The sequence below is a fragment of the Kitasatospora sp. NPDC043949 genome, assembly GCF_056435365.1.
Genome location: NZ_JBWKEQ010000019.1, coordinates 78,341 through 104,318 on the forward strand (window position 1 = coordinate 78,341; position 25,978 = coordinate 104,318).

At 74.2% G+C, this 25,978-nt stretch carries 26 protein-coding genes; 13 read left to right on the forward strand and 13 right to left on the reverse strand.

The genetic code is table 11. The annotated features are described in order from the left end of the window. Positions 1 to 2: 2 nt before the first annotated feature. From AC07AL_RS17870 to AC07AL_RS17885, 4 genes are all read right to left on the reverse strand, one after another. Positions 3 to 1,247 carry a thiolase family protein gene (locus tag AC07AL_RS17870; protein ID WP_363580382.1) on the reverse strand — a complete coding sequence of 415 codons (1,245 nt, stop codon included), beginning with the start codon at positions 1,245 to 1,247 and terminating at the stop codon, positions 3 to 5. A gap of 238 nt (positions 1,248 to 1,485) precedes the next feature. Beyond that, positions 1,486 to 2,730: an HRDC domain-containing protein gene (locus AC07AL_RS17875; RefSeq protein WP_363580384.1), complete on the reverse strand. Its 1,245-nt coding sequence runs from the start codon at positions 2,728 to 2,730 to the stop codon at positions 1,486 to 1,488. 163 nt (positions 2,731 to 2,893) lie between these two features. Beyond that, positions 2,894 to 3,628 carry a response regulator transcription factor gene (locus tag AC07AL_RS17880; protein ID WP_063349472.1) on the reverse strand — a complete coding sequence of 245 codons (735 nt, stop codon included), beginning with the start codon at positions 3,626 to 3,628 and terminating at the stop codon, positions 2,894 to 2,896. 320 nt (positions 3,629 to 3,948) lie between these two features. Beyond that, positions 3,949 to 4,611 (reverse strand): DUF3000 domain-containing protein, encoded by a 663-nt coding sequence (locus tag AC07AL_RS17885; RefSeq protein WP_363368843.1) that lies wholly within the window; start codon positions 4,609 to 4,611, stop codon positions 3,949 to 3,951. A 146-nt stretch (positions 4,612 to 4,757) separates the two neighbouring features. Between AC07AL_RS17885 and hemE the strand changes: the two genes are divergently transcribed. Further along, the gene (gene hemE / locus AC07AL_RS17890) at positions 4,758 to 5,861 is read left to right on the forward strand and encodes a uroporphyrinogen decarboxylase (protein WP_063349474.1); all 1,104 of its coding nucleotides are present in this window, start codon (positions 4,758 to 4,760) and stop codon (positions 5,859 to 5,861) included. A gap of 45 nt (positions 5,862 to 5,906) precedes the next feature. Here hemE and AC07AL_RS17895 read toward each other — a convergent pair whose 3' ends face one another. Both AC07AL_RS17895 and AC07AL_RS17900 read right to left on the reverse strand, forming a co-directional pair. Further along, entirely contained in the window at positions 5,907 to 6,902 is a 996-nt protein-coding gene (locus AC07AL_RS17895) for a DUF4349 domain-containing protein (protein ID WP_478317782.1), read from the reverse strand. A gap of 88 nt (positions 6,903 to 6,990) precedes the next feature. After that, positions 6,991 to 7,443: a 2-thiouracil desulfurase family protein gene (locus AC07AL_RS17900; protein WP_363580388.1), complete on the reverse strand. Its 453-nt coding sequence runs from the start codon at positions 7,441 to 7,443 to the stop codon at positions 6,991 to 6,993. Between the two features lie 55 nt (positions 7,444 to 7,498). Between AC07AL_RS17900 and AC07AL_RS17905 the strand changes: the two genes are divergently transcribed. Genes AC07AL_RS17905 through hemQ form a run of 3 tightly spaced genes read left to right on the forward strand, consistent with a single transcriptional unit; the run spans position 7,499 to position 10,261 of the window. Then, the gene (locus tag AC07AL_RS17905; RefSeq protein ID WP_363580390.1) at positions 7,499 to 8,071 is read left to right on the forward strand and encodes a Uma2 family endonuclease; all 573 of its coding nucleotides are present in this window, start codon (positions 7,499 to 7,501) and stop codon (positions 8,069 to 8,071) included. Positions 8,072 to 8,105: 34 nt separating this feature from the next. Next, positions 8,106 to 9,539: a protoporphyrinogen oxidase gene (gene hemG / locus AC07AL_RS17910; RefSeq protein WP_478317783.1), complete on the forward strand. Its 1,434-nt coding sequence runs from the start codon at positions 8,106 to 8,108 to the stop codon at positions 9,537 to 9,539. Continuing rightward, entirely contained in the window at positions 9,536 to 10,261 is a 726-nt protein-coding gene (hemQ, locus tag AC07AL_RS17915; protein WP_363580394.1) for a hydrogen peroxide-dependent heme synthase, read from the forward strand. The genes hemG and hemQ overlap by 4 nt, the downstream gene beginning before the upstream one ends. Positions 10,262 to 10,312: 51 nt before the next feature. Here hemQ and AC07AL_RS17920 read toward each other — a convergent pair whose 3' ends face one another. The 3 genes from AC07AL_RS17920 to AC07AL_RS17930 all read right to left on the reverse strand — a co-directional run bounded on the left by AC07AL_RS17920 (position 10,313) and on the right by AC07AL_RS17930 (position 13,595). Beyond that, positions 10,313 to 11,095, reverse strand: a complete 783-nt coding sequence (locus AC07AL_RS17920; RefSeq protein WP_363580396.1) for a TIGR04222 domain-containing membrane protein — start codon at positions 11,093 to 11,095, stop codon at positions 10,313 to 10,315. A 69-nt stretch (positions 11,096 to 11,164) separates the two neighbouring features. Next, entirely contained in the window at positions 11,165 to 12,241 is a 1,077-nt protein-coding gene (locus AC07AL_RS17925; protein ID WP_478317784.1) for a TIGR04222 domain-containing membrane protein, read from the reverse strand. Between the two features lie 40 nt (positions 12,242 to 12,281). Further along, positions 12,282 to 13,595, reverse strand: a complete 1,314-nt coding sequence (locus AC07AL_RS17930; protein WP_400986532.1) for an MbnB/TglH/ChrH family RiPP precursor modification enzyme — start codon at positions 13,593 to 13,595, stop codon at positions 12,282 to 12,284. Between the two features lie 266 nt (positions 13,596 to 13,861). On the opposite strand from AC07AL_RS17930, the gene AC07AL_RS17935 reads away from it, so the two are divergent. The 8 genes from AC07AL_RS17935 (at position 13,862) to AC07AL_RS17970 (ending at position 21,427) form a co-directional block, all read left to right on the forward strand. Continuing rightward, entirely contained in the window at positions 13,862 to 14,782 is a 921-nt protein-coding gene (locus AC07AL_RS17935; protein WP_363580402.1) for a GNAT family N-acetyltransferase, read from the forward strand. A 116-nt stretch (positions 14,783 to 14,898) separates the two neighbouring features. Beyond that, positions 14,899 to 15,702, forward strand: coding sequence for a hypothetical protein (locus AC07AL_RS17940; protein WP_363580404.1), 804 nt, complete (start codon positions 14,899 to 14,901; stop codon positions 15,700 to 15,702). 121 nt (positions 15,703 to 15,823) lie between these two features. Next, positions 15,824 to 16,837, forward strand: a complete 1,014-nt coding sequence (locus AC07AL_RS17945; RefSeq protein ID WP_363580406.1) for an MBL fold metallo-hydrolase — start codon at positions 15,824 to 15,826, stop codon at positions 16,835 to 16,837. 104 nt (positions 16,838 to 16,941) lie between these two features. Continuing rightward, complete coding sequence (locus tag AC07AL_RS17950; protein WP_478317785.1) at positions 16,942 to 18,771, forward strand: ATP-binding protein; 1,830 nt, start codon at positions 16,942 to 16,944, stop codon at positions 18,769 to 18,771. Then, a complete protein-coding gene (locus AC07AL_RS17955; RefSeq protein ID WP_363580410.1) occupies positions 18,768 to 19,199 on the forward strand; it encodes a roadblock/LC7 domain-containing protein in 432 nt (143 codons plus the stop codon). The genes AC07AL_RS17950 and AC07AL_RS17955 overlap by 4 nt, the downstream gene beginning before the upstream one ends. After that, positions 19,196 to 19,549 (forward strand): DUF742 domain-containing protein, encoded by a 354-nt coding sequence (locus AC07AL_RS17960; protein WP_350885830.1) that lies wholly within the window; start codon positions 19,196 to 19,198, stop codon positions 19,547 to 19,549. Before AC07AL_RS17955 ends, AC07AL_RS17960 begins: the two co-directional genes overlap by 4 nt. Positions 19,550 to 19,604: 55 nt before the next feature. Beyond that, positions 19,605 to 20,240 (forward strand): GTP-binding protein, encoded by a 636-nt coding sequence (locus AC07AL_RS17965; protein ID WP_363580665.1) that lies wholly within the window; start codon positions 19,605 to 19,607, stop codon positions 20,238 to 20,240. After that, on the forward strand, positions 20,237 to 21,427 hold the full coding sequence (locus tag AC07AL_RS17970; protein WP_363580412.1) for a cytochrome P450: 1,191 nt from the start codon (positions 20,237 to 20,239) through the stop codon (positions 21,425 to 21,427). The genes AC07AL_RS17965 and AC07AL_RS17970 overlap by 4 nt, the downstream gene beginning before the upstream one ends. Before the next feature lie 141 nt (positions 21,428 to 21,568). Here the strand turns inward: AC07AL_RS17970 and msrB are convergent, their stop codons facing one another. The 4 genes from msrB to AC07AL_RS17990 all read right to left on the reverse strand — a co-directional run bounded on the left by msrB (position 21,569) and on the right by AC07AL_RS17990 (position 24,826). Next, positions 21,569 to 21,973, reverse strand: a complete 405-nt coding sequence (msrB, locus tag AC07AL_RS17975; protein WP_063349491.1) for a peptide-methionine (R)-S-oxide reductase MsrB — start codon at positions 21,971 to 21,973, stop codon at positions 21,569 to 21,571. Between the two features lie 22 nt (positions 21,974 to 21,995). Beyond that, positions 21,996 to 23,426 (reverse strand): UDP-N-acetylmuramate--L-alanine ligase, encoded by a 1,431-nt coding sequence (murC, locus tag AC07AL_RS17980; protein ID WP_400986526.1) that lies wholly within the window; start codon positions 23,424 to 23,426, stop codon positions 21,996 to 21,998. A gap of 104 nt (positions 23,427 to 23,530) precedes the next feature. Continuing rightward, entirely contained in the window at positions 23,531 to 23,992 is a 462-nt protein-coding gene (locus AC07AL_RS17985; RefSeq protein WP_350885822.1) for an indole-3-glycerol phosphate synthase, read from the reverse strand. Between the two features lie 66 nt (positions 23,993 to 24,058). Then, positions 24,059 to 24,826 carry a pyrimidine reductase family protein gene (locus tag AC07AL_RS17990; protein WP_363618730.1) on the reverse strand — a complete coding sequence of 256 codons (768 nt, stop codon included), beginning with the start codon at positions 24,824 to 24,826 and terminating at the stop codon, positions 24,059 to 24,061. A 102-nt stretch (positions 24,827 to 24,928) separates the two neighbouring features. Here AC07AL_RS17990 and zapE point away from each other — a divergent pair, with 102 nt between their 5' ends. Next, on the forward strand, positions 24,929 to 25,975 hold the full coding sequence (gene zapE / locus AC07AL_RS17995; RefSeq protein WP_363580667.1) for a cell division protein ZapE: 1,047 nt from the start codon (positions 24,929 to 24,931) through the stop codon (positions 25,973 to 25,975). Positions 25,976 to 25,978: the final 3 nt, after the last annotated feature.

The following is a 25,978-nucleotide window of genomic DNA, read 5'->3' on the forward strand; positions in this document are numbered from 1 at the left end:
GTTCACTTACCACCCTCGAGCTCGGACGACTTTTCCGCTCCGCTCCAGTGCGGGTTCTCCCAGATGACGGTCCCGCCCATGCCGAAGCCGATGCACATCGTGGTGAGGCCGTAGCGGACGTCCGGGCGCTGCTCGAAGCGGCGGGCCAGCTGGTTCATCAGGCGCACGCCGGAGGAGGCCAGCGGGTGGCCGAAGGCGATCGCGCCGCCGTACGGGTTGACCCGCTCGTCGTCGTCCGCGATGCCGTAGTGGTCGAGGAAGGACAGCACCTGGACGGCGAAGGCCTCGTTGACCTCGAAGGCCTGGATGTCGTCGATGGTCAGACCGGCCTTGGCCAGCGCCTTCTCGGTGGCCGGCACCGGGCCGATGCCCATGACCTCGGGCTCCACGCCCGCGAAGGCGTAGGAGACCAGGCGCATCTTGACCGGGAGGCCGAGCTCCTCGGCGACGTCCTCGGCGGCCAGCAGCGAGGCGGTGGCGCCGTCGTTGAGGCCGGCCGAGTTGCCCGCGGTGATGTTGCCGTGCGGGCGGAAGGGGGTCTTCAGACCGGCCAGGCTCTCCATCGTGGTGCCCGGGCGCATCGGCTCGTCCACGGTGGCCAGGCCCCAGCCGGTCTCGCCGACCTCGGGGTTGGTGTTGCGGATCGAGATCGGTACCAGGTCGGGCTGGATGTCGCCGTTGGCGTACGCCTTGGCGGCCTTCTCCTGCGAGCGCACGGCGTAGGCGTCGCAGCGCTCCTTGGTCAGGTGCGGGAACCGGTCGTGCAGGTTCTCCGCCGTCATGCCCATGAACAGGGCGGACTCGTCGACCAGCTTCTCGGAGACGAAGCGCGGGTTCGGGTCGACGCCCTCGCCCATCGGGTGGCGGCCCATGTGCTCGACGCCGCCGGCCACGACCACGTCGTACGCGCCGAAGGCGATGCCGCCGGCGGTGGCGGTCACGGCCGTGAGCGCACCGGCGCACATGCGGTCGATCGAGTAGCCGGGGACGGACTTGGGCAGGCCGGACAGCAGGGCGGCGGTGCGCCCGATGGTCAGACCCTGGTCGCCGATCTGCGTGGTGGCCGCGATGGCGACCTCGTCGATGCGCTCGACGGGCAGGTTCGGGTTACGGCGCACGAGCTCCCGGATGCACTTGACGACCAGGTCGTCGGCGCGCGTCTCGTGGTAGATGCCCTTCGGGCCGGCCTTGCCGAACGGGGTGCGGACGCCATCGACGAAGACGACGTCCCTCACGGTACGAGGCACGGGGGCTCTCCTCCCAGGGACCAACATTTGAGGTGGGCAGGCTGCCGCCGGTGAAGACCCGAGCGGCGCCGCTTCACCGTCATGCTACCGGTCGGTAACCAACCTGCCCAGGCCTCACGGAGGGTTCACCCCGTGTGTCCCGCGACACGTCCGACCGGCGGAGTTCGAAAGACGGACCCCGAATACGCCGAAGGGGGTGTCGTCACGAGGACGGCACCCCCTCCGGACGCGCTCCAGGTCAGTCCTGGGCGGCCGCGGCCTCGGCGAACGCGGCGGCCACCACCGGCGCCACCAGGTCGACCTGCCACTGCCGGGCGCCGAGCCGGCGCAGCGCGGCGGCCACGCCCGCGGCGGCCGGATCGGCCGGCGGCTCCCAGGAGACCCGGCGCACCAGGTCCGGGGTGATCAGGTTCTCGGCCGGCAGGTTGTGCCGCTCGGCGAGGTCCGCGACCGCGGCGCGCGCCCCGGACAGCCGGGCGGCGGCCACCGGGTCCTTCTCGGCCCAGGCCCGCGGCGGCGGCGGCCCGTCGTGCGGCGCGGAGGCCGGCGGCAGCTGGTTCTCCGGGACCTCCCGGCCCCGCTGGACGGCCGCCAGCCACTGCTCCAGCTGGCGCCGGTGCACCCGCGGCCCGAAGCCCTGGACGCCCTGCAGCGCGGCGATGTTCAGCGGCATGGCCAGTGCGGCGTTGACGATCGCGGCGTCCGAGAGCACCCGGCCCGGCGAGACGTCGCGCTCCTGCGCCAGCCGGTCCCGGGCCAGCCACAGCTCGCGCACCACGGCCAGCTGGCGGCGCCGGCGGACCTTGTGCAGCTGCGAGGTGCGGCGCCACGGGTCGGTGCGCGGAGCCGGGCGCGGTGCGGCGGCGATCGCCGCGAACTCCTCCAGGGCCCAGCCGAGCTTGCCCTGGGCGTCCAGCTCCTGTTCGAGTGCGTCGCGCAGCTCGACCAGCACCTCGACGTCCAGAGCGGCGTAGCGCAGCCACGGCTCGGGCAGCGGGCGGGTGGACCAGTCGACCGCGGAGTGCTCCTTGGCCAGGCTCAGCCCGAGCACGCTCTCGGTCATCGGCCCGAGGCCGACCCGGGCGAAGCCGGCGATCCGCCCGGCCAGCTCGGTGTCGAACAGCTGCCGGGGTCTCATGCCGACCTCGGCCAGGCAGGGCAGGTCCTGGGTGGCCGCGTGCACCACCCATTCGGTGTCGGCGAGGGCGTCGCCCAGGCCGCTGAGGTCGGGGCAGGCGATCGGGTCGATCAGCGCACTGCCGGCGCCCGCACGGCGCAGCTGAATGAGGTACGCGCGCTGCCCGTAGCGGTAGCCGGAGGCCCGCTCGGCGTCGACGGCGACCGGTCCGGTGCCCCCGGCGAAGGCGGCGACGGTGGCGGCCAGCGCCTGCTCGTCCGCCACGACGGGCGGGATCCCCTCCTTCGGTTCGAGGAGCGGGACCGGGGCTGCTTCTTCTGGGATGGCTGCTACGGCGTCGGTCACCCACCAAGGGTACGACGGTCCTCGCGGCCGGGAGTGTTGTCGGACTGGTCAGACCGGGTCCGTGACTATGCCACGGGGCCCGGGCGGTGGCCGAGGGGCACGGCTACGGCGGCCGAGGAGGAAACGTTCCTCCTCGACCGCCGTGGCGGGTCCGTCCGAGGACTCAGTGGATGATGCCGGTGCGCAGCGCGACCGCGACCATCCCGGCGCGGTCGCCGGTGCCCAGCTTGCGGGCGATCCGGGCGAGGTGGCTCTTGACGGTGAGCGCGGACAGGCCCATCGCCACCCCGATCGCCTTGTTCGACTGTCCTTCGGCGACCAGCCGCAGCACCTCGACCTCACGGCCCGACAGCTCGCGGTAGGCGGACTGCTGTGTGCCCGGCGCACCGGGCGCACCGGGGGCTCCGTGGGTTCCGTGGGCGCCCGGCGCACCCACGGCGCCCGGCATGCCCGGCATGCCGGGGCGGCGCATCCGCCCGGCCAGCCCGGCGGCGCCGAGCGGCAGACCCGGGCGGCCGGGCATCGCCACGTTGGTGCGGGTGCCCGTGACGACGTATCCCTTGACGCCGCCGGCCAGCGCGCTGCGGACGGCGCCGATGTCGTCGGCGGCGGACAGGGCCAGGCCGTTGGGCCAGCCCGCGGCGCGGGTCTCGGCCAGGATGGTCAGGCCGGAGCCGTCCGGCAGGTGTACGTCGGCGACGCAGATGTCGCGCGGAGTGGAGACCCGGGGGCGGGCCTCGGCGATCGAGGACACCTCGATCACGTCCCGGACGCCGAGCGCCCACAGGTGGCGGGTGACGGTGTTTCGGACACGGGGATCGGCGATGACCACCATGGCGGTGGGCTTGGTCGGCCGGTAGGCGACCACGTTTGCGGGGTGCTCAAGAAGGACCGACACCAGGCCTCCTGCGGGGAGTGGCGGACGGAACCCCGAGGGGGCGGTCGGAGTGTTCCGCGTTCGGAAAGGGTCACAGTCTGCTTCGGCAGCTACCGTGCCCGGCTTTAGCGAAAGATCACGATCTAGTGAGTAACAATACGGACAAATCGCGCATATGAGTGATACGACCCGTCCTGAATTCGCACAAAATCGATCAGATCTGGTGCTGATCGGTCGGTTTCAACCGGTTAATTGACCCAGAGCGGGTTCGAAGTCACACTCCGTCAGCCCTGGGGGTGGCATCGGGGCGGTCGGGGCCGCCCGGCCCGGTGCGCCACTCCTCAGTGCGAACGAGGACGCCGCCGCGCGGGCATCGGGACCACCCCACCGAGTGACGGCACATCGGCCGGCGCCTGCGGGGCCGGCGCGGCCGGCGGCAGGCCGGCGCTGATGCACAGCAGGTCCCCCCAGGCCGCCAGGTGCCGCTCGAACCGGCCGTCGGCCGGCGTCCAGGAGGCCCGGATCTCGATCTCGGTCGAGGACGGGCGGTCCGCCAGCCCGCCGAAGTACTGCGAGGCGCAGTGGCTCACCGTGCCGGACGGCTCCGCGTACCCGGCCCCGTGCGCCTGCAGCGAGTCCAGCAGCCAGGCCCAGCCGACCTCCGAGAGCATCGGGTCGCCGGCCATCTCCGGCTCCAGCTCCGCCCGGGTCATCGTCACCACCCGGAACTCCCCGTTCCAGGCCTCCTGCCCGGCCGGGTCGTACAGCAGCACCAGCCGGCCGTCCGCCAGTTCCTCGCCGTCCACCTCCACCGAGGCGGTCACCGCGAACGCGTACGGGGCCAGCCGGCGCGGGGCCGGCGCGGGGGAGAGCTGGATCTCGGGCCGCAGACGTGCTCCGTCGAGGGCCTCCACGGCGGCCCGGAACTCGCTCGGAGCCCCCTCCCGACCTGTTCCGCCACCTGCTCCGCCACCCTGCGCGGGGTGCCCGCCGACCGCTGCCATGACCCGAAGACTAGGTCGAAAACCGCGGTTAAGGCCGCAACTTCCGTCCGAGCGGCGTGCCGGAACGGCAAACCCGGCCAGATCTTGGAGGAACCGACGAGACCGGCCGGGAGGAGCGCCCCGAGGCGCATGCGAAGATTTGGACCGTGAGCGAGACTACGGCAGACACCACGGCGGCCACCCCCGACGGCAGGCCCACCCCCGCGCGCCGCGGCGCCGCGCACGACTCCGCGTTCCTGCGCGCCTGCCGGCACGAGCCCGTGCCGCACACCCCGGTGTGGTTCATGCGCCAGGCCGGCCGCTCGCTGCCCGAGTACCTGAAGGTCCGCGAGGGCATCCCCATGCTGGAGTCCTGCATGCGGCCCGAGCTGGTCAAGGAGATCACCCTCCAGCCGGTCCGCCGGCACAAGGTGGACGCGGCGATCTTCTTCAGCGACATCGTGGTGCCGCTCAAGGCCGTCGGCATCGACGTCGAGATCAAGCCCAACGTCGGCCCGGTCATCGCCGACCCGATCCGCACCGCCGAGGACCTCAAGCGGCTGCGCCCGCTGGAGCCCGACGACGTCCCCTACATCACCGAGGCCGTCGGCCTGCTGGTGGACGAACTCGGCGAGACCCCGCTGATCGGCTTCGCCGGCGCCCCCTACACGCTGGCCAGCTACCTGGTCGAGGGCGGCCCGTCCAAGAACCACGAGCACACCAAGGCCATGATGTACGGCCAGCCCGAGCTGTGGGCCGCCCTGGTCGACCGGCTCGCCGACATCACCTCCACCTTCCTGAAGGTGCAGATCGAGGCCGGCGCCTCGGCCGTCCAGCTCTTCGACTCCTGGGTCGGCTCGCTGGCCCCCGACGACTACCGCCGCTCGGTCATGCCGTCCAGCACCAAGGTCTTCGACGCCGTCGCCTCCTACGGCGTGCCGCGGATCCACTTCGGCGTCGGCACCGGCGAACTCCTCGGCCTGATGGGCCAGGCCGGCGCGGACATCGTCGGCGTCGACTGGCGGGTGCCGCTGAACGTCGCGGCCGAGCGCGTCGGCCCCGGCAAGGGCCTCCAGGGCAACCTCGACCCGGCCGTGCTGTTCGCCCCCACCAAGGTCGTCGAGACCAAGGCCCGCGAGGTGCTGCACGCCGCCCAGGCCCTCGGCACCAGCGGCCACATCTTCAACCTCGGCCACGGCGTCCTGCCGTCCATGGACCCGGACGCCCTCTCCCGCCTCGTCGCCTTCGTCCACGAGGCCAGCGCCCGCTGACCCCGGCGGCGTGCCCCCTCCCGACCGGGCGGGGGCACGCCGTGCTCAGTCCTCGCTCAGTCCTCCGCGGGCCCTTCCCGCGGGCCCTTCCCGCGGGCCGGACTCCGGGGGCAGCGCGGTCGCCGGGCGGCGCCGGCGCCGCAGCCGGTACACCAGCGCCGCCGGGACGCCCAGCACCAGCAGGAACGGCGCCACCGCCGCGAGCCCCACCGCCAGGGCGCGCACGATCGCCACCAGCACGTGCCAGCCGCCGCCCAGCGCGGAGCCGACCGACGCCCCGAAGCCCTCGCCGCCGCCCTTCGGCGGTGCCGGGGTGGGCGTCGGCGAGGCGGCCGCACGGCGCACGTCCAGCGTGACGGTCGAGAGCGAGGTCTTGCCGGCCAGCTCCTTCTGCTGCTTCTGGAGCGACTCCAGGTCGGCCTCCCGGCGGCTCAACTCGGCCTCCAGCGTGGTCACCTCGCTCAGCGACTTCGCCTGCCCCATCAGCGCCCGCACCCGCTCCACGCTCGCCTGCTGGGTCTGCACCCGGCTCGCCACGTCCGCGACCTGCTGGGTCAGATCGTCCGCCTGGCTCCTGCGGGACACCACCTGGCCCAGCGCGGCCAGCTGGTCCAGCGTCTGCTGGTAGGCGGCGGAGGGGATCCTCAGCGTCAGCTGGCCGCCCGCCTCGCCCCCCGCCGTGCTCCCCGGCCCGCCCTCCACCGCGCCGGAGACCGACTCGGCGCCGACGTAGCCACCCGCGGCCGCCGTCAACTCCCGGGCCTTCGCCAGCACCTGGGCGACGTCCCCGGTCCGCAGCGTCAACTGCGCGGTGTACGCGATCAGCCGGTTGTCCGCGACCGGCTGGGCACTCGCCCCCGCCGCCGGAGCCGTCCCGGCGACGCTCGGCGCGGCCGCCGGTGCCGCCGGTGCCGCCGGGGCGACGGCGTCCGCCTTCGCCGCCTCCCCCGCCCGGCCCGCACCGCCGGCGCTGCACGCCCCGACCAGCAGCACGCCCGCGGTCGCTACCGCCAGCGCCCCCGCTCCTGCCCGTCTCCCCATTCCGAAGCCCTCCCCAAGTCCGCTGTGAGATCTGCCCATTGGACGAAGGAACGCCCCGAGCGGACCCCGCCGGGAGGTCGCGACTCGATCACAGCTCGGCAGCGGACCGGACAACCTCGACGCCCGCCCGCCGCAGCAGCGCCGCCGTCACCCCGTCCCCGGGGCGCAGCTCCCCGGTGAACGTCCCGTCGTACACCCGCCCGCAGCCGCAGGACGGGCTGCGCGCCATCAGCACCGCCCGCCGCGCCCCCGCGGCGTCGGCCGCCGCCAGCGCCGCCCGGGCCCCGGCCACGAACTCCGCCGTACAGTCCGCGCCCGTCGCGTCCACCACCCGGGCCCGCCCGTCCAGCACGTCCGCCCCGTCCCCGCCGACGATCTCCGCCGCAGGGCGCGGGGTCGGCAGCCCGCCGGCCCCCTCCGGGCACACCACCACCGCCCGCCCCGCCTCGACCAGCCCCACCACGTCCGGCGAGGCCTTCGCCCGCCCGTCGTACCGGCACGGCACCCCGGCCAGACACGCACTCACCACGATCGGTTCCATAGCACACAGCCTAGGCAGCGGCTCGCAGGGCCTCGGAACTCGCTATCTTGGGAGCATGAGCGAGCTGCCGGACTGGATGTACGCGCCCAGAGACGAGGGCTGGTTTGCCGATGACCTCGACCACCTGCCGCAGGCGCCGCGCCACACCGAACTGATCGATGGGGCACTGGTCTTCGTGATGTCTCCGCAGCGCTGGTGGCACGGTGAAGTTGTCGACAACCTGAAGATGGCGCTGATTCCCCAGGTCCCGGAAGGGGTCAGGGTCGGGCGGGAGATGTCGATCAAGCTCGACAGGCGGAACCGTCCCGAGCCGGACGTTCTCGTCGTCAAGGCCAATTTCGAGAGAAAGCGCACGCAGTTCACTCCTGATGAAGTCCTGCTCGTCATCGAGGTCGTCTCGCCTGAGTCCGTAGACCGTGACCGTTTCGTCAAGGTCCGCAAGTATGCCGAGGCAGGGATCCCGCACTACTGGATCGTCGAGGAGGAAGAGGGCGGTCGGCCAGCCGTACACGTCTACGAGCTGGACCAGGCGACCTCGGCGTACGTGCCCGCCGGGATCTTCCGGGAGTCGTTGGAGCGCCCGGTGCCGTTCCCGATCATGATCGACCTGAACGCGCTGGCGGATTGAGGGCCCGGTGTAAAGACCTGCGAGACTGCGAGGCATGTCGGATGCACAGGTCGTCGTCGTCGGTGGTGGGATCGCGGGGCTGGCTGCGGCCGCCTTTCTGAGCGGGGCCGCCGGGGGGCCGGTGCGGGCGCGGGTGACGCTGCTGGAGGCGTCGGAGCGGGTCGGCGGGAAGCTGCGGGGCGGCGAGGTCGGCGGGGTCCGGGTGGACCTGGGGGCCGAGTCGATGCTCGCGCGGCGGCCGGAGGCGGTGGAGCTGGCACGGGCGGTCGGGCTGGGCGAGGAACTGGAGCCGCCGACCACCGCGAAGGCCTCGATCTGGACGCGGGGCGCACTGCGCCCGCTGCCGGGCGGGCAGGTGATGGGCGTCCCGGGCGACCTGGACGCGCTGGCGGCCTCCGGAGTGCTCACCGCCGCGGGGCTGGAGCGGGCCCGGCACGAGGGCGCCACCGAGGTCGGGGACGACGTGGCGATCGGCCGCTACGTCGCCGACCGGCTGGGCCAGGAAGTGGTGGACCGGCTGGTCGAGCCGCTGCTGGGCGGCGTCTACGCCGGGCGGGCCGAGGAGATCTCGCTGCGCGCCGCCGTGCCGCAGCTGCTGGCGATCGCGCGGGGCGGCGGCTCGCTGGTCGACGGGGTGCACGAGCTGGCCTCGCGGCCGAAGGTGGTCGGCACACCGGTGTTCCAGGGCCTGCGCGGCGGGCTCGGCACCCTGCCGGAGGCCGTCGCTGCCGCCTGCCGGAAGGCGGGCGTGGACCTGCGCACCGGTACGCCGGTGGACGGGCTGCACCGCACCCCCGGGGGCTGGCGGGTGGTGACCGGCGACGGCGAGGTGCTGCACGCGGACGCCGTGGTGCTGGCCGTCCCGGCGCCGGCCGCGGCCCGGCTGCTGCGCGCGGACGCGCCGGCGGCGGCCGCCGAGCTGGACGCCGTCGAGTACGCGGGCATGGCGCTGGTGACCCTGGCGTTCCGCCGGGCCGACCTGGCGGAGCTGCCGGCCGGCAGCGGGTTCCTGGTGCCGCCGGTGGACGGGCGGCGGATCAAGGCGTCGACCTTCTCCTCCAACAAGTGGGGCTGGCTGGAACGTTCCGCCCCGGACGCGTTCCTGCTGCGCACCTCGCTGGGCCGCTACCGCGAGGAGGAGGCACTGGAGCTGCCGGACGAGGAGCTGGTGGCCCGGTCGCTGGCGGACCTCCGGGAGGCGATCGGCCTGACCGCCCGGCCGTACGACACCGCCGTCTCGCGCTTCCGGGCGGGCCTGCCGCAGTACCCGGTGGGCCACCTGGACCGGGTGGCCCGGGTCCGGGCGGCGGCGGCCGGGGTGGGGGGACTGGCGCTGTGCGGCGCCGCGTACGACGGGGTCGGCATTCCGGCCTGCATCGGCTCGGCGGCCGCCGCGGTGGCCGCCCTCGACAAACTGTTGACCCCGGCAACCGGGGAAGGTTCCACGGAGAGGACAATGGGCGCATGACTGAGACCGTTGAGCGGCAGCCGGAGCAGCAGCCCGAGAAGAAGAAGGCGCGCGACCTGAACCAGGTCATCCGCTACACCATGTGGTCGGTGTTCAAGCTCAAGGGCACGCTGCCCGAGGACCGGACGGCGCTGGCCGCCGAGGTGGACGAGCTGTTCGCCCAGCTGGCCGCGAAGGACGTGACGGTGCGCGGCACGTACGACGTGTCCGGTCTGCGCGCGGACGCCGACCTCATGGTCTGGTGGCACGCCGAGGACTCGGACGACCTGCAGGAGGCGTACAACCGCTTCCGCCGCACCGGTCTGGGCCGTCAGCTGGAGCCGGTCTGGTCCAACATGGCGCTGCACCGCCCCGCCGAGTTCAACAAGTCGCACATCCCGGCGTTCCTCGCCGACGAGCGCGCGCGCGACTACGTCTGCGTGTACCCGTTCGTCCGCTCCTACGAGTGGTACCTGCTGCCGGACGCCGAGCGGCGCGCGATGCTCGCCGAGCACGGCCAGATGGCCCGCGGCTACCCGGACGTGCGGGCCAACACGGTGGCCTCGTTCGCGCTCGGCGACTACGAGTGGCTGCTCGCCTTCGAGGCGGACGAGCTGCACCGCATCGTCGACCTGATGCGCGACCTGCGCCCCTCCCGGGCCCGGCTGCACGTCCGCGAGGAGGTGCCGTTCTTCACCGGCCGCCGCAAGCCGGTCAGCGAGCTGCTCAACGGCCTGGCCTGAGTTCCGCGGGATCGGTGAACGGGGTCCGCTTCGGCGGGCCCCGTTTGCGTGTCACGTCCGGTGGGGGCGGAGGGCGGCGCGCAGGCGGGGGTCGGGGAGGACGGCGGGGCCGTTCATGGCGACGGCGGTGAGCAGTTCGCGCTCCTCGTCGTCCGCGAGGCCGTGCTGGCGGGCCGGGCGGACCTCGCGCAGCACCTCCTGGCCGACCGGGGACGCCCAGCGGGTGTAGGGGTAGACGTCGACCCGGGCCATCAGCAGGGTGCCCGAGGTGAGCACCAGCGGCAGCGAGAACCAGGCGAGCGGGGCGACGGTGTCACCGCCGGTGAAGCCGGTGAGGGTCAGCGCGGCGGCCAGCAGGAGGAGCGTCAGCAGCAGTGCGTGCCGCACCTGCCGGACCACCAGGACGGTGCTGCGCTGGACCAGGGCCGGGGTGGCCAGGCCGGCCAGCGAGAGCCGGGCGCCGATCTCCAGGACGGTCGGGTGCTCGGCCATCGCCCGGCGTAGCCCGTCGGTGCGGCACTGGCCGTCGGGGCCGACGGTGACGATGACCGCGCGCTCCAGGCGGCTGCGGCCCCGGGGGTCGACCACCGTGGTCCAGCCGGTGTGCGCCAGGTGCAGCCGGCCCCGGCCGGCCATCAGGACGAGGGCGAGTTCGACCACCCGGTCCGGGCCGCCGGCCAGGTAGGCCGTCTCGTACAGCCCGATCCCGACGGCCTCGGGCGGGCGCAGGCCGTCCGCCTCGGCCAGGGCGTCGGCGGTGGCGGTCGTCCGGACGAGCCGGAGACACGAGAGGACCGCCGCGACGCACGCCGGTATCAGGAACAGCAACCACATGGGCTTGTTGTATGCCTGGGCCGATGGCGCGGGGAACGGCTTCCCGGACCGCGATACCGAACTGTGACGTCAGGAGCCGCAGCCGCCGCCACCACCGCAGCTCGACGAGGACGACCCGCAGCTCGACGAGGAGGAGCCGCAACTGCTGGAGCCGGAGCCGCAGCTGGAGGACGAGGATCCGCAGCTGCTGCCGCTTCCCCCGCAGCCGGAGGAGCCGGAGTGGGAGGAGCCGCACCAGGCCGTGGAGCCCCCGCAGGAGGACCCGGACGAGCTGCACGAGCTGGGGGGAGAGCTGGTGGAGGAGCCCGTCGAGGAGGAGGCGGCGTAGGAGCTCGCGGCGGCCGACTTCATCGCCTCGTCCTGGGCGGACGCGGCCAGCATCGCGGACCGCAGCTCGTCGTCCTCCAGCCCGGCGGCGGCCAGCCCGCCGAGCGCGAGGGCGCCCAGCAGCACGCCGCCGGTCGCCTTCGGCGACAGGCCGGCGCTCGGCGTCCACGGCGTGCCGACCTTCATCAGGGAGAGCTGGCGCCGCCCGGCCGGGGTGATCCGGCCCTTGGCCGGCCAGGTGACGAGCAGGCTGATCCCGCCGAAGACCAGGAGCACCACCGGGATCCACAGCGCGGGGCGGTCGGAGCCGGCGCCGCCGTCGTCCAGCACGTGGGAGAGGACGGTCGAGACGGCGACGCCGAGCAGCGCGAGCCAGAGCAGCCGCCGGGCGGTGCGGGCCCGCCGCAGCCGCTCGGGGTGGCGCATCAGGCCGCGGTCGGCGAGCCGGTCGCCGATCTCCTGCACGGCGGCGGAGCGCATCACGGCGCGGCGCAGCGGGGCGAGTTCACGGCTGCCTCCCCGGCCGACGGCGTCCAGGACGGCCTGGTCGACGGCGTCGTACGGCTTGTGCCCGGTGAGGGTGACCAGGCCGGCGCGGCTGATCACGGCCCGCTCGGAGAGGTGCATCCGGATCAGGGCGGTGTCGAAGACCCGGCCGGGGCCGCCGGACAGGAAGGCGGCGTCCATCAGCGGCAGGCCGCGGCCCGGCAGGCCCTGGACGTGCGGGACGTGGCCGACCCGCTGCTTGGTCCGGGACGCGTACAGCGAGGCCGCCACCAGCAGGACGGCGGGGATGACGAAGTAGGTGTTGTGCCACATGGGCGGGTTCCCCCCGAAGGTGTGCGGTGAAGGCGGGTGCTCAGCGCCGCAGGGCTCGGCGCAGACGGGCGAACGCGCCGGGCGGCCGCTCGGCGGCCGGGTGGAGCCACTGCTCCAGGGACCGGCGGTGGTCGGCGGCGAGCGGGCCGCCGTCGGCGAGCGCCCAGGCGGCGAAGGCCCGGGCGTCGGCGCGGTAGCCGCCGGTCTGCGGGTGCCGGCGGGCGTAGTCGAGGAACAGCGGCCCGTACGGCCGGCCGAGCAGGCGGGGCAGTTCGGGGGCCACCTTGGCGACGGTGTCCCGCCGTTTGGTGGCCAGGCCGGTGGACTGGGCGCGGACCTGGTCCGGGTCGAAGCCGGGCGGGACGGGCCCGCCGGCCACCAGGGCGGCGAGCAGGTCCTCCTGGCGCCGCGCCAGCCGGGCGCGGGTGCCGCTCGGGCACGCGCCCGCCGCGGTCCCCCGGGGCTCGGCGCGGGGGGCCGGTGGGGCCGTCCGCGGGGTGCTCCCCTCCAGCACCCGGCGGACGGCGTCCAGTTCGCCGGCCAGCTCGCTGGGCGGCGGGAAGTCGGCGTCCCGTTCCAGCAGGACGCCGGGTGGTGCGACCCGTGCGCAGAGTTCGGCCAGGACCTCCAGCACCGGTTCGGTGACGGGGTGGGCGTGGGTGTCGTGCCAGACGCCGTCGACCAGGGTGCCGCCGGCGACGTGGACGTAGGCGAGCGCCTCCAGCGGCAGGCGGTCCAGTTCGGCGGCCGGGTCGATGCCGAGGTTGACCCGGTTGGTGTGCAGGTTGGCGACGTCGATCAGCAGCCGGACGCCGGTCCGCTCGACCAGTTCGGCGAGGAACTGCCCCTCGGTCAGCTCGTCGTCGGGCCAGGCCAGCTGGGCGGCGATGTTCTCCAGGGCGAGCGGCACCGGGAGCTGGTCCTGGGCGATCCGGACGTTCTCGGCGATCACCCGCAGCGAGTCCCGGGTGCGGGGGACGGGCAGCAGGTGGCCGGCCTCCAGGCCGCCGGCCCGGACGAACGCCAGGTGTTCGGTGACCAGCGGGGAGTCGAGGGCGAGTGCCGCCTCGGCGAGCTTGGCGAGCCGGGCGGGGTCGGGCAGGTCGGCGCCGCCGAGGCCGAGCGCCACGCCGTGCGGGACGACGGTGACGCCGCGGGCGCGCAGGACGGTCAGGGACTCGGGCAGGTGGTCGGCGCAGATGTTCTCGGCGACCACCTCGACCCAGTCCAGGCCGGGTTGGCGTTCGACGACGGTGTCGATCTCGCTGCGCCAGCCGAGGCCGACGCCGAGGCGGGGCGCGCCGTCCCGCGCCGGGGTGGCGGAGCCGGGCAGGTCCAGGGCAGGGGAGGTCATCGGTTCGCCCCCTTTCGGAGGGCCGGGTGGGGAGGCCGCCGGGTGGTGCGGGCTTCGTCGCCAGGACCGCGCGGCCGTGTGCTGAGGATGTCCCCGGGTGGGACGGCTGCCAAGCCCCGCCCGGTCTTCTCAGAGCATTATTTGAGCTTGCCGCTGCGGGGGTGAGGGACTTTGGTCCCGAGCCGGGGCCGTTGCCGCAGGTGAGGCGCACCGGCGAGGGGAAATTCGAAGGCGCCGGACGGGCGTCGGGGTTAGCGTGGGAACCCATGACTTCTTTGACGATCCGTGACTTCCGCCCCGACGACGCCGAGGCCGTGGCCGCCGCCCACCGGGCCGGGCGCGAGCACCTGGTGATGACCTCCGAGGCCCTGCTCTGGCTTAACGGCCGGCAGAGCCCGGGCGAGCACTTCCGCACCTTCGTCGCCGAGCTGGACGGCCGGGTGGTCGGCGCGGTGCGCTGCGCGGTGGTGCTCGGGACGACGACCACCGGCGTCGGGTACGCCAACGGCAGCGTGCTGCCGCAGTTCCGGCGGCGCGGCGCGGCCACCGCGCTGCTGGCCGCGGCCGAACGGCACCTGGCCGGGCACGGAGTGAGCGAGCTGCACACCTGGCTGGACGACGAGCCCGCCTCGCTGGCCTTCGCCGCCGCCCGTGGCTACGAGCTCGGGCGCGCGGCGCAGTTCGGCGGACGGGACTTGGCGCTGCCGCTGCCGCAGGCGCCCGTACGGCCGGCCGGCGTCGAGCTGCGCCCGGCCGGAGACTGGGCGGCCGACCCGCGCCCGCTGTTCCTGGTCGAGGCGGACGCCATCCAGGACGAGCCCGGCGAGGTGCCGATGGACGCCCTGGACTACGAGGACTGGCTGCGGGGCGACTGGGCCCGGCCGGACCTGGACCGGGCGCTGACCGTCGTCGCCGTGGTGGACGGCGAACCGGCCGCGTTCAGCATGGCGCAGACCGACGGGGTGGACCGCTACTGGTCCGCGTTCACCGCCTGCCGCCGGGAGTTCCGCGGGCGAGGGCTGAGCAAGCTGGCCAAGCTGGAGTCGCTGCGCCTGGCGGCCGCGGCGGGCTACCGGCGCGCGTACACCTCCAACGACGAGACCAATGCGCCGATGCTCGCGATCAACGCGTGGCTGGGGTACGAGCGGTGCGCGGGGGAACGCAAGGGGATCAAGCGCTTGAAGTGACACCGGGTGCGGCGATCCTGACGGTGGGAATTGCCGCGAGGGGGGTATTTCCGGCCACGGAGGGGACTTAACCAGGGCACACAGTTCGTGGTCGAGTCTTCCTCCGTGGGGATGATATGGAGATCCTGCTCCAGGTGTTCATCGCATCGGTTCCGGCCGTGATCGGATTCCTCGCGGCCCGCTCCCTCGCCCGGACCAGACTGTTCCTGCGCTACGGCTTCCTGCGGGCGCTGCTGGCGCCGTACAGCCGGGTGCAGATCATCACGCCGAGCATCGAGGTCGCGGAGTTCGCCTTCACCACGGACGGCTGCCAGCTGACCAGCCGCGGGCCGAAGAACGTGCTGTTCATGCCGATGGCCGAGGCCAGGGCGATAGCGGGGCTCACCGACCTGCTGCGGAAGGTCAACCGGAAGGCGACGATCGAACTGGTGGTGGCCGGCGCGCAGGATCCCCGGATGCCGACGTTCTCGATCGGGGGCCCGAGCGTCAACTCCTATTCCGGCGGCGTGCTGGACGCGGTGTTCCCGGATTTCGCCATCGAGTACCCGGACGAGGCCCGCGCCCGGTGGGGCGGAATGACCTTCGAGGCGCTGTACAACCCGGCCGGGGAGCTGATCCGCGACCACGGCTTCATCTTCGTGACCCGCACGCCCCGGCAGGCGCCCTGCATCGTGCTCTGCGGGGTGTTCGCCTTCGGCTCCGCGATGGCGGTGGAGGCGTTGACCGCGGCGAGCCGCAACTCCCCGCTGGCGGCGCTCTTCCGCTCGGGGGAGAAAGGATTCGTCGCGGTGGAGGGGCGGGTGATAGGCCTGGACACCGTCGACGTCACGGTCGAGGTCTGCCGCACCCTGCCCGCGCCCCGGTCCGACGTCCCGTCGGGATTCCGGGGCGAGGTGTCCACGGGTCGTCCCGACGGTTGAGACGATTGGTCTCGACCACGAGGGGCGAAACCGGACAGCTCGGGAGAGTCTGGGGCAGCAACTCCTGGCAGCCGTACAGGTTTTGCCCCGCCCCTGACACACTTTGGGCATAATCGCGCACATGACGATCAACCGTGCGAACGTGAGCGCGATTGCCGAGGACCTGTACGTGTGGCTCCCCCCGAAGCGGGGCTGGGGCCTGGCCAACTGCGGGCTGCTGGCCTCGGCGAAGACCGCGCTCTGGATCGACACCCCCTACGACCCCACCCTGGCCGGGGAGTTCCTCGCCGCCAGCCGCCGCCTGCTGCCGGCCGGGGTCGAGGTCGACCGGGTGATCGTCACCCACGCCAACGGCGACCACCTGTGGGGCGCCGGAGTCGTCCCGGACGCCGAGGTGATCTCCACCCGTGAGGCGCTGGAGCACATCCACTACGAGCCCACCCCGCAGCAGCAGCACGCCCTCGTCGTCGGCGGCGACCCGGACTCCCCGCTCGGCGGCTACCTCAGGGAGCACTTCGGACGGTTCGACTGGTCCGCCACCGACCCCGTGCACCCCGACACCGTCTTCACCGGCGAGCTGGAACTGCGGGTGGGGGAGTACCCGGTGCAGGTGACCGGCCTGCCCGCCGCCCACACCGGCGGCGACCTGATCGTCCACCTCCCGTACCAGCGCGCCGTCTTCACCGGCGACGTGATCTTCGGCTCGACCCCCGAGTACCCCGGCGACCACCCGGTGCACTGGGCCGGCCCGCTGGAGAACGTGATCACCGCCTGTGAGCGGATCCTGGCCACCGGCGCCGAGATCTTCGTCCCCGGCCACGGCCCTGTGCTCGACCGCGACGGGGTTCGCCACCACATCGCCTACCTGACGTACGTCCGGGAGCGCGCGCACGCCCTGCACACCGCCGGGATCCCCGCGCTGGACGCCGCCCGGCGGGTGATAGCCGAGCAGCGCCACCCCGAACTCGGCCTGCCCGAGCGGCTGGTGCTCACCGTCGCCGCCGAGTACCGACACCTGGACGGCACCGAGGTGCCGAACGTCCTGGTGGCCATGGGCCAGGTCGCCCAGGTGGCCCGCGAACTGGCCGAGGACGCCGCCCGCAGCCCGCGCCCGCGCGCCGCCGCCCGGGACTGACCGCCCGGGACCGACCGCCCGCCGCGCCCGGGCCGGACCACCGCCGGCCCCGGCCCCGGCAGCAGCCGACCAACCGGACCCCCAGAGGACTTCCGAGGACTTCGATGACGCAGATCGCGCAGATTGCGCTGATCGCCCTGGCGCTGGTCGCCGCCGCGACGGCGGGCGTGCTCGCCCGCGGCCGGGCCCGGGCCCTCACCCGGGCGGTCGCCGCCGAGACCGCCCGCGGCCACGGCGAGGAACGCGCCCGCGCCGCCGAAGGCCGGCTGGCCCGCGCCGAGCAGCAACTGCGCGAGGCGCAGGACGCCGCCCGGCGCGCCACCGAGGAGACCCACCACGCCGAGAGCCGCTACCGGGCCGCCGAGGAGCGCACCCGGGAGGCCGAGAGCCGGGCCCGCACCGCCGAGGGCGCCACCCGGGAGACCGACCAGCGGGCCGCCGCCGCGAACACCCGGGCCGGGGAGGCGGAACGGCGGCTCACCGCCGCCGAGGAGCACACCGCCGCCGTGCTCGCCGAGATCGGCCACCTCGCCCAGGAACGGGTGGCCGCCACCGCCGTCCGGCTCAGCCACGCCAACGCCCCGCTGGTCGGCCCGCTGGACGGGCAGGCCGTCGGCCCCGAGGCCGTCCGGGCGCTGCAGTCCGTCCTGGACGCCGCCTCCGCGGCCCTCACCGACGAGCGCGAACGCGTCGACGCCGCCGCCCGCGCCGCCATGCGCGGCGCCACCTCCCGGATCCAGACCCTGCTCTACCAGATCCAGAGCCTGGTCCAGCAGCTCCAGCACGACAACGACGACCCCCGGCTGCTGGAGGTCGACTTCCGCAACGAGGTCGCGCTGCGCCGGATCCAGACCGTCGCCGTGCTCTGCGAAGCCTGGCCCGGCCTGGCCCGCACCGACTCGCCGCTCGCCGAAGTGGTGGTCGGCGCGCTCTCCCGGGTGCCCGGCTACGCCCGGATCAAGGTCGCCAACCACCTGCGCGAGCAGCGGCTCGCCGTGGTCGCCCGGGCCGCCGAGCCGCTGGCCATCACCGTCGCCGAACTCCTCGCCAACGCCTCCGCCTACTCGCACCCGGAGACCGACATCCCGGTCACCGTCCAGCAGGGCGGCCGCGGCGCGCTGGTGATCATCGACGACAGCGGCATCGGCATGGACGACGACCAGCTGCGCCGGGCCCGCCGACTGCTGACCGGCCCGCCCGACGTCCTGCTCACCGAACTCGGCAACCCGCCCAAGACCGGCTTCGCGGTGATCGGCAAACTGGCCCGCCAGTACGGCTTCTCCTGCCACATCGAGCCCTCGCCGTACGGCGGGATGCGCACCATCCTGCGCATCCCGGCCGCGCTGGTGACCGTCGTCGACGACGAGCAGCCGCTGTCGGTGCTCACCCCGCTGCCGCTGCGGGCCGGCGCCGGCCCGGCCCCCGCGCCCACCGTCCAGGCCGTCCCGCCGATGCGCGACGCCGACGAGGGCGACGGGCCGCCCCCGCTCGCCGACCGGCACAACCAGCCGGGCCCGCACCCCGCGCCCGCCATCCACGCGGTGCCCGACGCACCGGCCGGCCCCGCCGACCCGGTCGATGACGGCACCGGCCTGCCCAGTCGGCGACGCCGCCGACCGGTCACCGCCGACGGCCCCGGAGCCCCCGAGCCCGCCGCCGGGCCGTCCGCCGCACCGGCCGAGCCGCCCGCCCGGGCCCCCGAGCGGACGCCCGAGCGCGCCGCCGCCCACTGGCAGGCGCTCCAGGAGGGCACCGACTCCGGCCGCGCCGCCGTGGCACAGGCCGCCCGCGGGACCAGCACGACCGGCGAGTCCAGCGCGACCGCCGGGACAAGCGCGACCGGCGGGAGCGGCCCGACCGCGGCCGCCCGCGACACCGGTGCCCGCACCACCGTCCGCCCGACCGCCCCGACCCCCGAAGGAGCCGAGCAGTGACCAGCACGCCCAGCCCGACCACCGCCGACGAGATCTCGTGGGTGCTGACCCCGCTGCTGGAGCTGCCGGGGGTGCTGCACGCGGTCATCGCCACCGGTGACGGCCTCGTCGAGGGAGCCTCGGACGGGCTCGACCGCGCCTCCGCCGAGCGGGTCGCCGCGATGACCGCCACCGTGCACGCCGCCGCCCGCGCGTTCACCAGCGCCTTCACCGACACCGAACGGCCCCGGCTGGCCCAGACCGTGGTCGAGTCCGACCTCGGCTACGCCGTCGTCGTCCCGGCCGGGGAGAACACCTCGCTTGCCGTGTTCACCTCCCCGGAGGCCCAACTCGGCAACGTGGCCTACCAGATGCAGGTACAGGTCGCCGCCCTGGGCCGTGCCCTCGCGAGTCCGACCCGGCAGCAGGACACCACCGTCCGATCATGACCGCCGTACCCCGCAGGCGGATGGTGCCCGCCTACCTGGCCACCGGCGGCCGCAGCCGCCCCGGTACCGCCGGCTTCGACCGGCTCACCGTGCTGTTCGCGGACCGCGTCGAACCGCCCCGCGAGCTGGAACCCGAACACCAGCGGCTCTGGGAACTGCTGCGGCCCGGCGCGCTGACCGTGGTGGAGGCCGCCGCGCACCTGCGCCTGCCGGTCAGCGCCACCGTCTTCCTCGCGGCCGATCTGGTCGAGGCGGGCTGCCTGCGCGCCCGCGCGCCGATCCCGCGCGCCCAGCAGACCGACCGCTCCATCGTCGAGAGGCTCCTCGTTGGACTCCGTGCGCTCCGGTAGCCCGGCCGACCGGCCGAGCCGGGTGGGCTACCTGCCCGACCGGGACCAGACGCTGATGAAGCTGGTGGTGGCCGGCCCGTTCGGGGTCGGCAAGACGACGCTCATCCGCACCCTCTCCGAGATCGCCACCCTGCACACCGAGGAGGCGATGACCGAGACCGGACGGCCGGTGGACGACCTGGCGGGCCTGCCCGAGAAGGCCACCACCACGGTCGCCGTCGACTTCGGCCGGCTGACCCTGCCCGGCAACCTCGTGCTCTACATGTTCGGCACCCCCGGCCAGCGCCGCTTCTTCCCGCTCTGGCAGGACATCGCCCGCGGCGCCCTCGGCGCGCTGGTGCTCGCCGACACCCGCCGGCTCGCCGACTCCTTCGAGATCATGGACATGGTCGAGGAGCAGGGCCTGCCCTACGCCGTCGCCGTCAACTGCTTCCCGGACGCGCCGGTCCACTCGATCGAGGTGCTGCGCGCCCACCTGGACCTGCACCCCACCACCCCGCTGCTGCTCTGCGACGCCCGCGAGCGCGGTGCCAGCCTGGACGCGCTGATCGCGCTGGCCGAGCACGTCCTCGACGGCCTGCCCGCCGCCCCCGCGGACGCCGCCGACCTCGCCACCCCGGCGGACGTCACCGAGCCCGCCGTCCCGGCAGCGACCGCCCCTGCCGCCTCCGCCGCCGAGGAGCGCCCGTGACCACCGACACCCGCCCGACCCCCATCTACGGCCCGGTCTTCGCCGCCGACCCGCAGCTGGTCTACGACCGGCTGCGCCGCTACGGCGCGGTCGCCCCGGTGGAGATCGCGCCCGGCGTCGAGGCCCTGCTGGTCACCGACTACCAGGCCGCCCTGGACCTGCTGCGCGACACCGACACCTTCTCCAAGGACTCCCGCGCCTGGCAGCGCACCGTCGCCCCCGACAACCCGCTGCTGCCGGTGCTCGGCTACCGCCCGACCGCCCTGTTCAGCGACGGCGAGGTGCACGCGCGCTACCGCGCGGTGATCACCGACGGCCTCGCCCTGCTCGAACCGCACCGGCTCCAGCGCCGGGTCGCCGAGGTCGCCCACCAGCTGGTCGACCGCTTCGAGGCGGCCGGCACCGCCGACCTGATCGCCGAGTACGCCCGCCAGCTGCCGGCCTTCGTCCTCACCACCTGGTTCGGCGTGCCGGGGGAGCACAGCGCCCGGCTGGTCGCCGGGATCGCCGGGATGATCGAGTCCACCGAGAAGGCCGTCGTCGCGTACGGGGACCTCGTCGCGGTGGTCACCGCCATGGTCGCCGAGCGGCGCGAGCGGCCCCGGCACGACCTCACCTCCTGGTTCGTCACCCACCCGGCCGGGCTGGAGGACGACGAGGTGATCCGGCAGATCACCCTCACCATGATCGCCGGGCACGAGCCGACCACCAACCTGATCGGCAACGCCCTGCTGCGCCTGCTCACCGACGCCCGCTACGCGGGCTCCCTCATCGGCGGCGCGATGACCGCCTACCAGGCGATCGACGAGGTGCTCTGGCACGAGCCGCCGCTGGCCAACCTCTCCGCCCACTACCCGCGCTACGACATCACCTTCCACGGCCGGGAGATCCCGGCCGGCACGCTGGTGCTGGTCTCCTACGCGGCCGCCAACTCGCAGGCCGCGCCGCCCACCGACGGCACCGAGCTGCGCAGCGGCGAGAGCGCCCACCTGGCCTGGGCGGCCGGCCCGCACGGCTGCCCGGCCCGCGACCCGGCGCTGCTGATCGCGATCACCGCGATCGAGCAGCTGACCAGCCGGCTCAGCGACCTGGAGCTGGCCACCCCGGCCGAGGACCTGCTCTGGCGCCCCGGCCCGTTCCACCGGGCCCTGGTCCACCTCCCGGTCCGCTTCGCCCCGACGGCCTGAGCCCCGGCGGCCTGAGCCCCGGCGGCCCGCCCCTCGGCGGCCCGGACCCTGCTGGTCCGGGCCCCGGCGGCCCGGGACGCACGAGGGCCCGGGCGTCCGTCCGTACGGAAACCCGGGCCCTCGCGGCGCGACCGGCCGGCCCTACTCGGCCGGCTTCAGCGTCAGCGAGACGCTGTTGATGCAGTACCGCTGGTCGGTCGGCGTGCCGTAGCCCTCGCCCTCGAAGACGTGGCCCAGGTGCCCGCCGCAGCGGGCGCAGCGCACCTCGACCCGGCGCATGCCGAGCGTGGTGTCCTCGATGTACTGGACCCGGTCCCCGGCCAGCGGCGCGTAGTACGACGGCCAGCCGCAGTGGCTGTCGAACTTGGTCTCGGAGCTGAACAGCTCCGCGCCGCAGGCCCGGCAGCCGTAGACGCCGACGGTCTTGGTGTCGGTGTACTCACCGGTGAACGGGCGCTCGGTGCCGGCCTCGCGGAGCACGTGGTACTCCTCGGGGCTCAGCTCGTCCCGCCACTCGGCCTCGGTCTTCTCGATCTCGTAGCTCATCACGGCTCCCGGTCGGGGTACGTCAGACGTTGGAGGCAACGTTCGAGAGGTGCTGCACGCTTCCCCGGATCTCCTCCAGGATGGCGGGGCCCAGGTTGGTGACGTCGCCGGCACCCATGGTGAGCAGCAGGTCGCCGGGGCGGGCCAGGCCGGCCAGCACGGCGGGGGCGGCGGCGAAGGAGTGCTCGGCGGTGACGTCGGCGCCGGCCCGGTGGGCGGCGTCGATGATCAGCTCGCTGGTCACGCCGGGGATCGGGTCCTCGCGGGCCGGGTAGATGTCCAGCACCACCGAGGCGTCGGCCAGCGCCAGGGCCCGGCCCATCTCCTCGGCGAGCTGCTGGGTGCGGCTGAACAGGTGCGGCTGGAAGACCACCAGCACCCGGCCCTCGCCCTCCAGGCCCTCCCGGATCGCCTCCAGGTCGGCGGTCATCTCGGTGGGGTGGTGGGCGTAGGAGTCGATCACCTGGACGCCGCCGGCCTCGCCCTTGAGCTGGAGGCGGCGCCGCACGCCGGTGTAGGCGCCCAGGGCCTTGGCCAGGTCGGCGGCCGGGACGCCCAGTGCGACGCCGGCGGCCAGCGCGGCGACCGCGTTGTGCGCGTAGTGCCGGCCGGGCACCGAGACGGTGAAGGACAGCTCGGCGCCGTCCAGCTCGACGGTGACCTCGCTGGTCATGCCGCGGGCGACCACCGAGCGGACCCGGACGTCGGCGTCCTCGGCGGCGCCGACGGTCACCACGGTGAGGCCCTCGCGGCCGGCCACCCGGGCGGTCAGTTCGCGGGCGCCGTCGTGGTCGGCGGAGACCACCAGGGTGCCGCCGGGGGTGATCCGGCCGACGAAGGTCTCGAAGGACTCGTAGATCTCCTCGATCGAGGCGTAGTTGGCGTGGTGGTCCAGCTCCACGTTGAGCACGATCGCCACCTCGGGCGCGTACTTGTGGAAGCTGCGGTCGCTCTCGTCGGCCTCGGCGACGAAGATCTCGCCGGCGCCGTGGTGGGCGTTGGAGCCGGGCGTGTCGAGGTCGCCGCCGATCGCGTAGGACGGGTCCAGGCCCAGTTCGCCGAGGGCGACGGCGAGCATGCTGGTGGTGGTGGTCTTGCCGTGGGTGCCGGCCACCGCCAGCGCCCGGCGGCCGCCCATCAGGGCGGCCAGCGCGTCGGAGCGGTGCACCACCGGGATGCCGCGCTCGTGGGCGGCGGCCAGCTCCGGGTTGTCGGCGCGGATCGCGCTGGAGACCACCACGCTGCTGGTGCCGTCCGGCACGTGCTCGGCGGCGTGGCCGACGTGCACGGTCGCGCCGAGGGCGCGCAGCGCGAGGACGGTCTCGGACTCCTTGGAGTCGCTGCCGGAGACGCTGGCGCCGCGCACCGCGAGGATCTTCGCCAGGCCGGACATCCCGGCGCCGCCGATGCCGATGAAGTGCGGGGCGTGCAGGTCGTGCGCGGCGTCGTTCAAGGCGGGGCTCCGTAGGGCGGGGGCGGAATGGTCGGGCGGACGGGATGGGGAATCGTCCTCGCGGGCGGACCGCAAGGACGATTCTGCACCACCGGCCGGGATCCCTAGGAGTCGCTGGCGAACAGCCGCAGCACCGGGACCCCCACCTTGTGCCGGGCCTGGGAGGCCCAGTCGCGGTGGAAGAACTCCTCGACGAAGTGCGGTGAGGTGAGCACCACCACCTCGTCCGCGCGGTGCTCCTCGACCGCCGCCCGCAGCCGGTCCAGCGGCTTCTCCTCGACCAGCTCGCCGACCGCCTCGGCCCCGGCCGCGCGCAGGTGGCGCAGGCTGTGTTCGAGCGACTCGGAGGCCACGGTCGGCCCGGACTCGGACTCGTCGTGCTCGTGCACCACCTTGTCGAGGTGGCCGAGCGCCACGTCGTCCAGCGCCCGCAGCAGCTCGTCCTGCTTGCCGCGCGGCTGCATCAGGACGACGAAGGAGACCTTCTCGTCGCTGTGGAGCGTGGTGACGAGTTCCACGTCCGCGTCGGAGAGAGCCTTTTCGATCATCAGTACCGTCTTGAACACGTGAGTCCCTTCCAGTGGCCGGCCCCCGGGCCCCGGCATCGCATTAACGGGATCACGACCCGTCGGTCACGGGGTCGGCGGACGCATGTAGCGGGTGAAGAGGAATCCTTTCTGCTCGATCAATGAGACCAGCCGCATCCGCTGCACGTCAGGCATTTCCGCATCGCGGATGATGCGCGGCGCGTCGCCGCCCGTGATCAACGGAGCCAGCGACAGGCACAACTCGTCCAGCAGACCCGCCGCCGCCAGCTGCCCCAGCAGCCGCGGGCCGCCCTCGCTCAGCAACCGCGTCCAGCCCCGCTCCGCCAGCGCCGACACGCCCGCCCGCAGGTCCACCGACCCCTCCCCGGCGAGCACCAGGTCGGCCACCTCGGCGACCGCCCGGCGGCGCTCCTCGGGCGCGTCCGCGGTGGTGATCACCACCGTTCTGACCAGCGGGGCGGTGAACAGCGGCGCGGTCAGGTCCAGGGTCAGCGAGCGGCTCACGATCGCGATCGCCGGAGCCGGGGCCTGCCCGGCCGCCGCCCGCGCCGCCGCGAACTCGGCCCGGGCCCGGGCCGGCCGGTAGCCCTCCGCGCGGACCGTCTCCGCGCCCACCAGCACCACGTCCGACAGCGCGCGCAGCACACCGAAGATCCGCTTGTCGGCGTCCCCGGACAGGCCCTCCGAGAGGCCCTCCAGCCTCGCCCCGCCGTCCAGACCGGCCACCATGTTGGCGCGCAGCCAGGGCCGCCCCCGATTCACCTGGTCGGGGTACGCGTAGACGGCGGCGAGCGACTCCAGCGAGGCCGGGTCCACGACCGGCTCGCCCAGCGGGCTGATCAACTGTTGCATGCCCTCAGTCTTCCACCGGCCGCCGTCCCGAGGGGCCTGGGACCAGGCGTACCCTCTACTAACGTGCCAGCAGCCCCCCGCCCCGACACCGCGACCGAGTCCATAGCCGCCGCGAGCGCGGCCGGCTCCCCGATCGCGCTCGCCGACCGCCGCCCCGTCGTGCCCGCCGAGCGGCTGGTCGCCGAGATGGTCCCGCCGCCCCGGTTCTCCGACGTGAGCTTCGGGACGTACATTCCGGACCCGAACCAGCCCAGCCAGTACGAGGCCGTCCAGGTCCTGGAGCAGTTCGCCACCACCCTCGGCGGGGGAAACGGTTCCGCACCCAAGCGCAGCTGGTTCCGCCGCTCCGCCCCGGCGCCCACCGGCCCGGCCGGTGTGTACCTCGACGGCGGCTACGGCGTCGGCAAGACCCACCTGCTCGCCTCGCTCTGGCACGCCGCCCCCGGCCCCAAGGCCTTCGGCACCTTCGTCGAGCTGACCAACCTGGTCGGTGCGCTCGGCTTCCAGCAGGCCGTCCGGACCCTCTCCGGGCACACGCTGCTGTGCATCGACGAGTTCGAGCTCGACGACCCGGGCGACACCGTCCTCGTCTCCACGCTGCTCGGCCGCCTCGTCGACAACGGCGTCAAGCTCTGCGCCACCTCGAACACCCTGCCGGAGAAGCTCGGCGAGGGCCGCTTCGCCGCCGCCGACTTCCTGCGCGAGATCCAGGGCCTGTCCGCGCACTTCCGCCCGATGCGGATCGACGGCCAGGACTACCGCCACCGCGGCCTCCCGGACGCCCCGCCGCCCTACCCCGACGCGGCCGTCGACGCCGTCGCCGCCCGGACCCCCGGCGCCTCCCTGGACGACTTCGACACCCTCCTCGCTCACCTCTCCGCCGTCCACCCCAGCCGCTACGGCGCGCTGCTCGACGACGTCACCACCGTCTGCCTGCGCGGCGTCCGCCAGGTCGACGACCAGTCCACCGCCCTGCGCCTGGTCGTCCTCGCCGACCGCATGTACGACCGCGAGCTCCCCATCACCGCCTCCGGCCTCCCCTTCGACCAGGTCTTCCCCGACGACATGCTCCGCGGCGGCTACCGCAAGAAGTACCTCCGCGCCATCTCCCGCCTGGTAGCCCTCGCCCGCGACAGCGCGAAGACCTGAGCC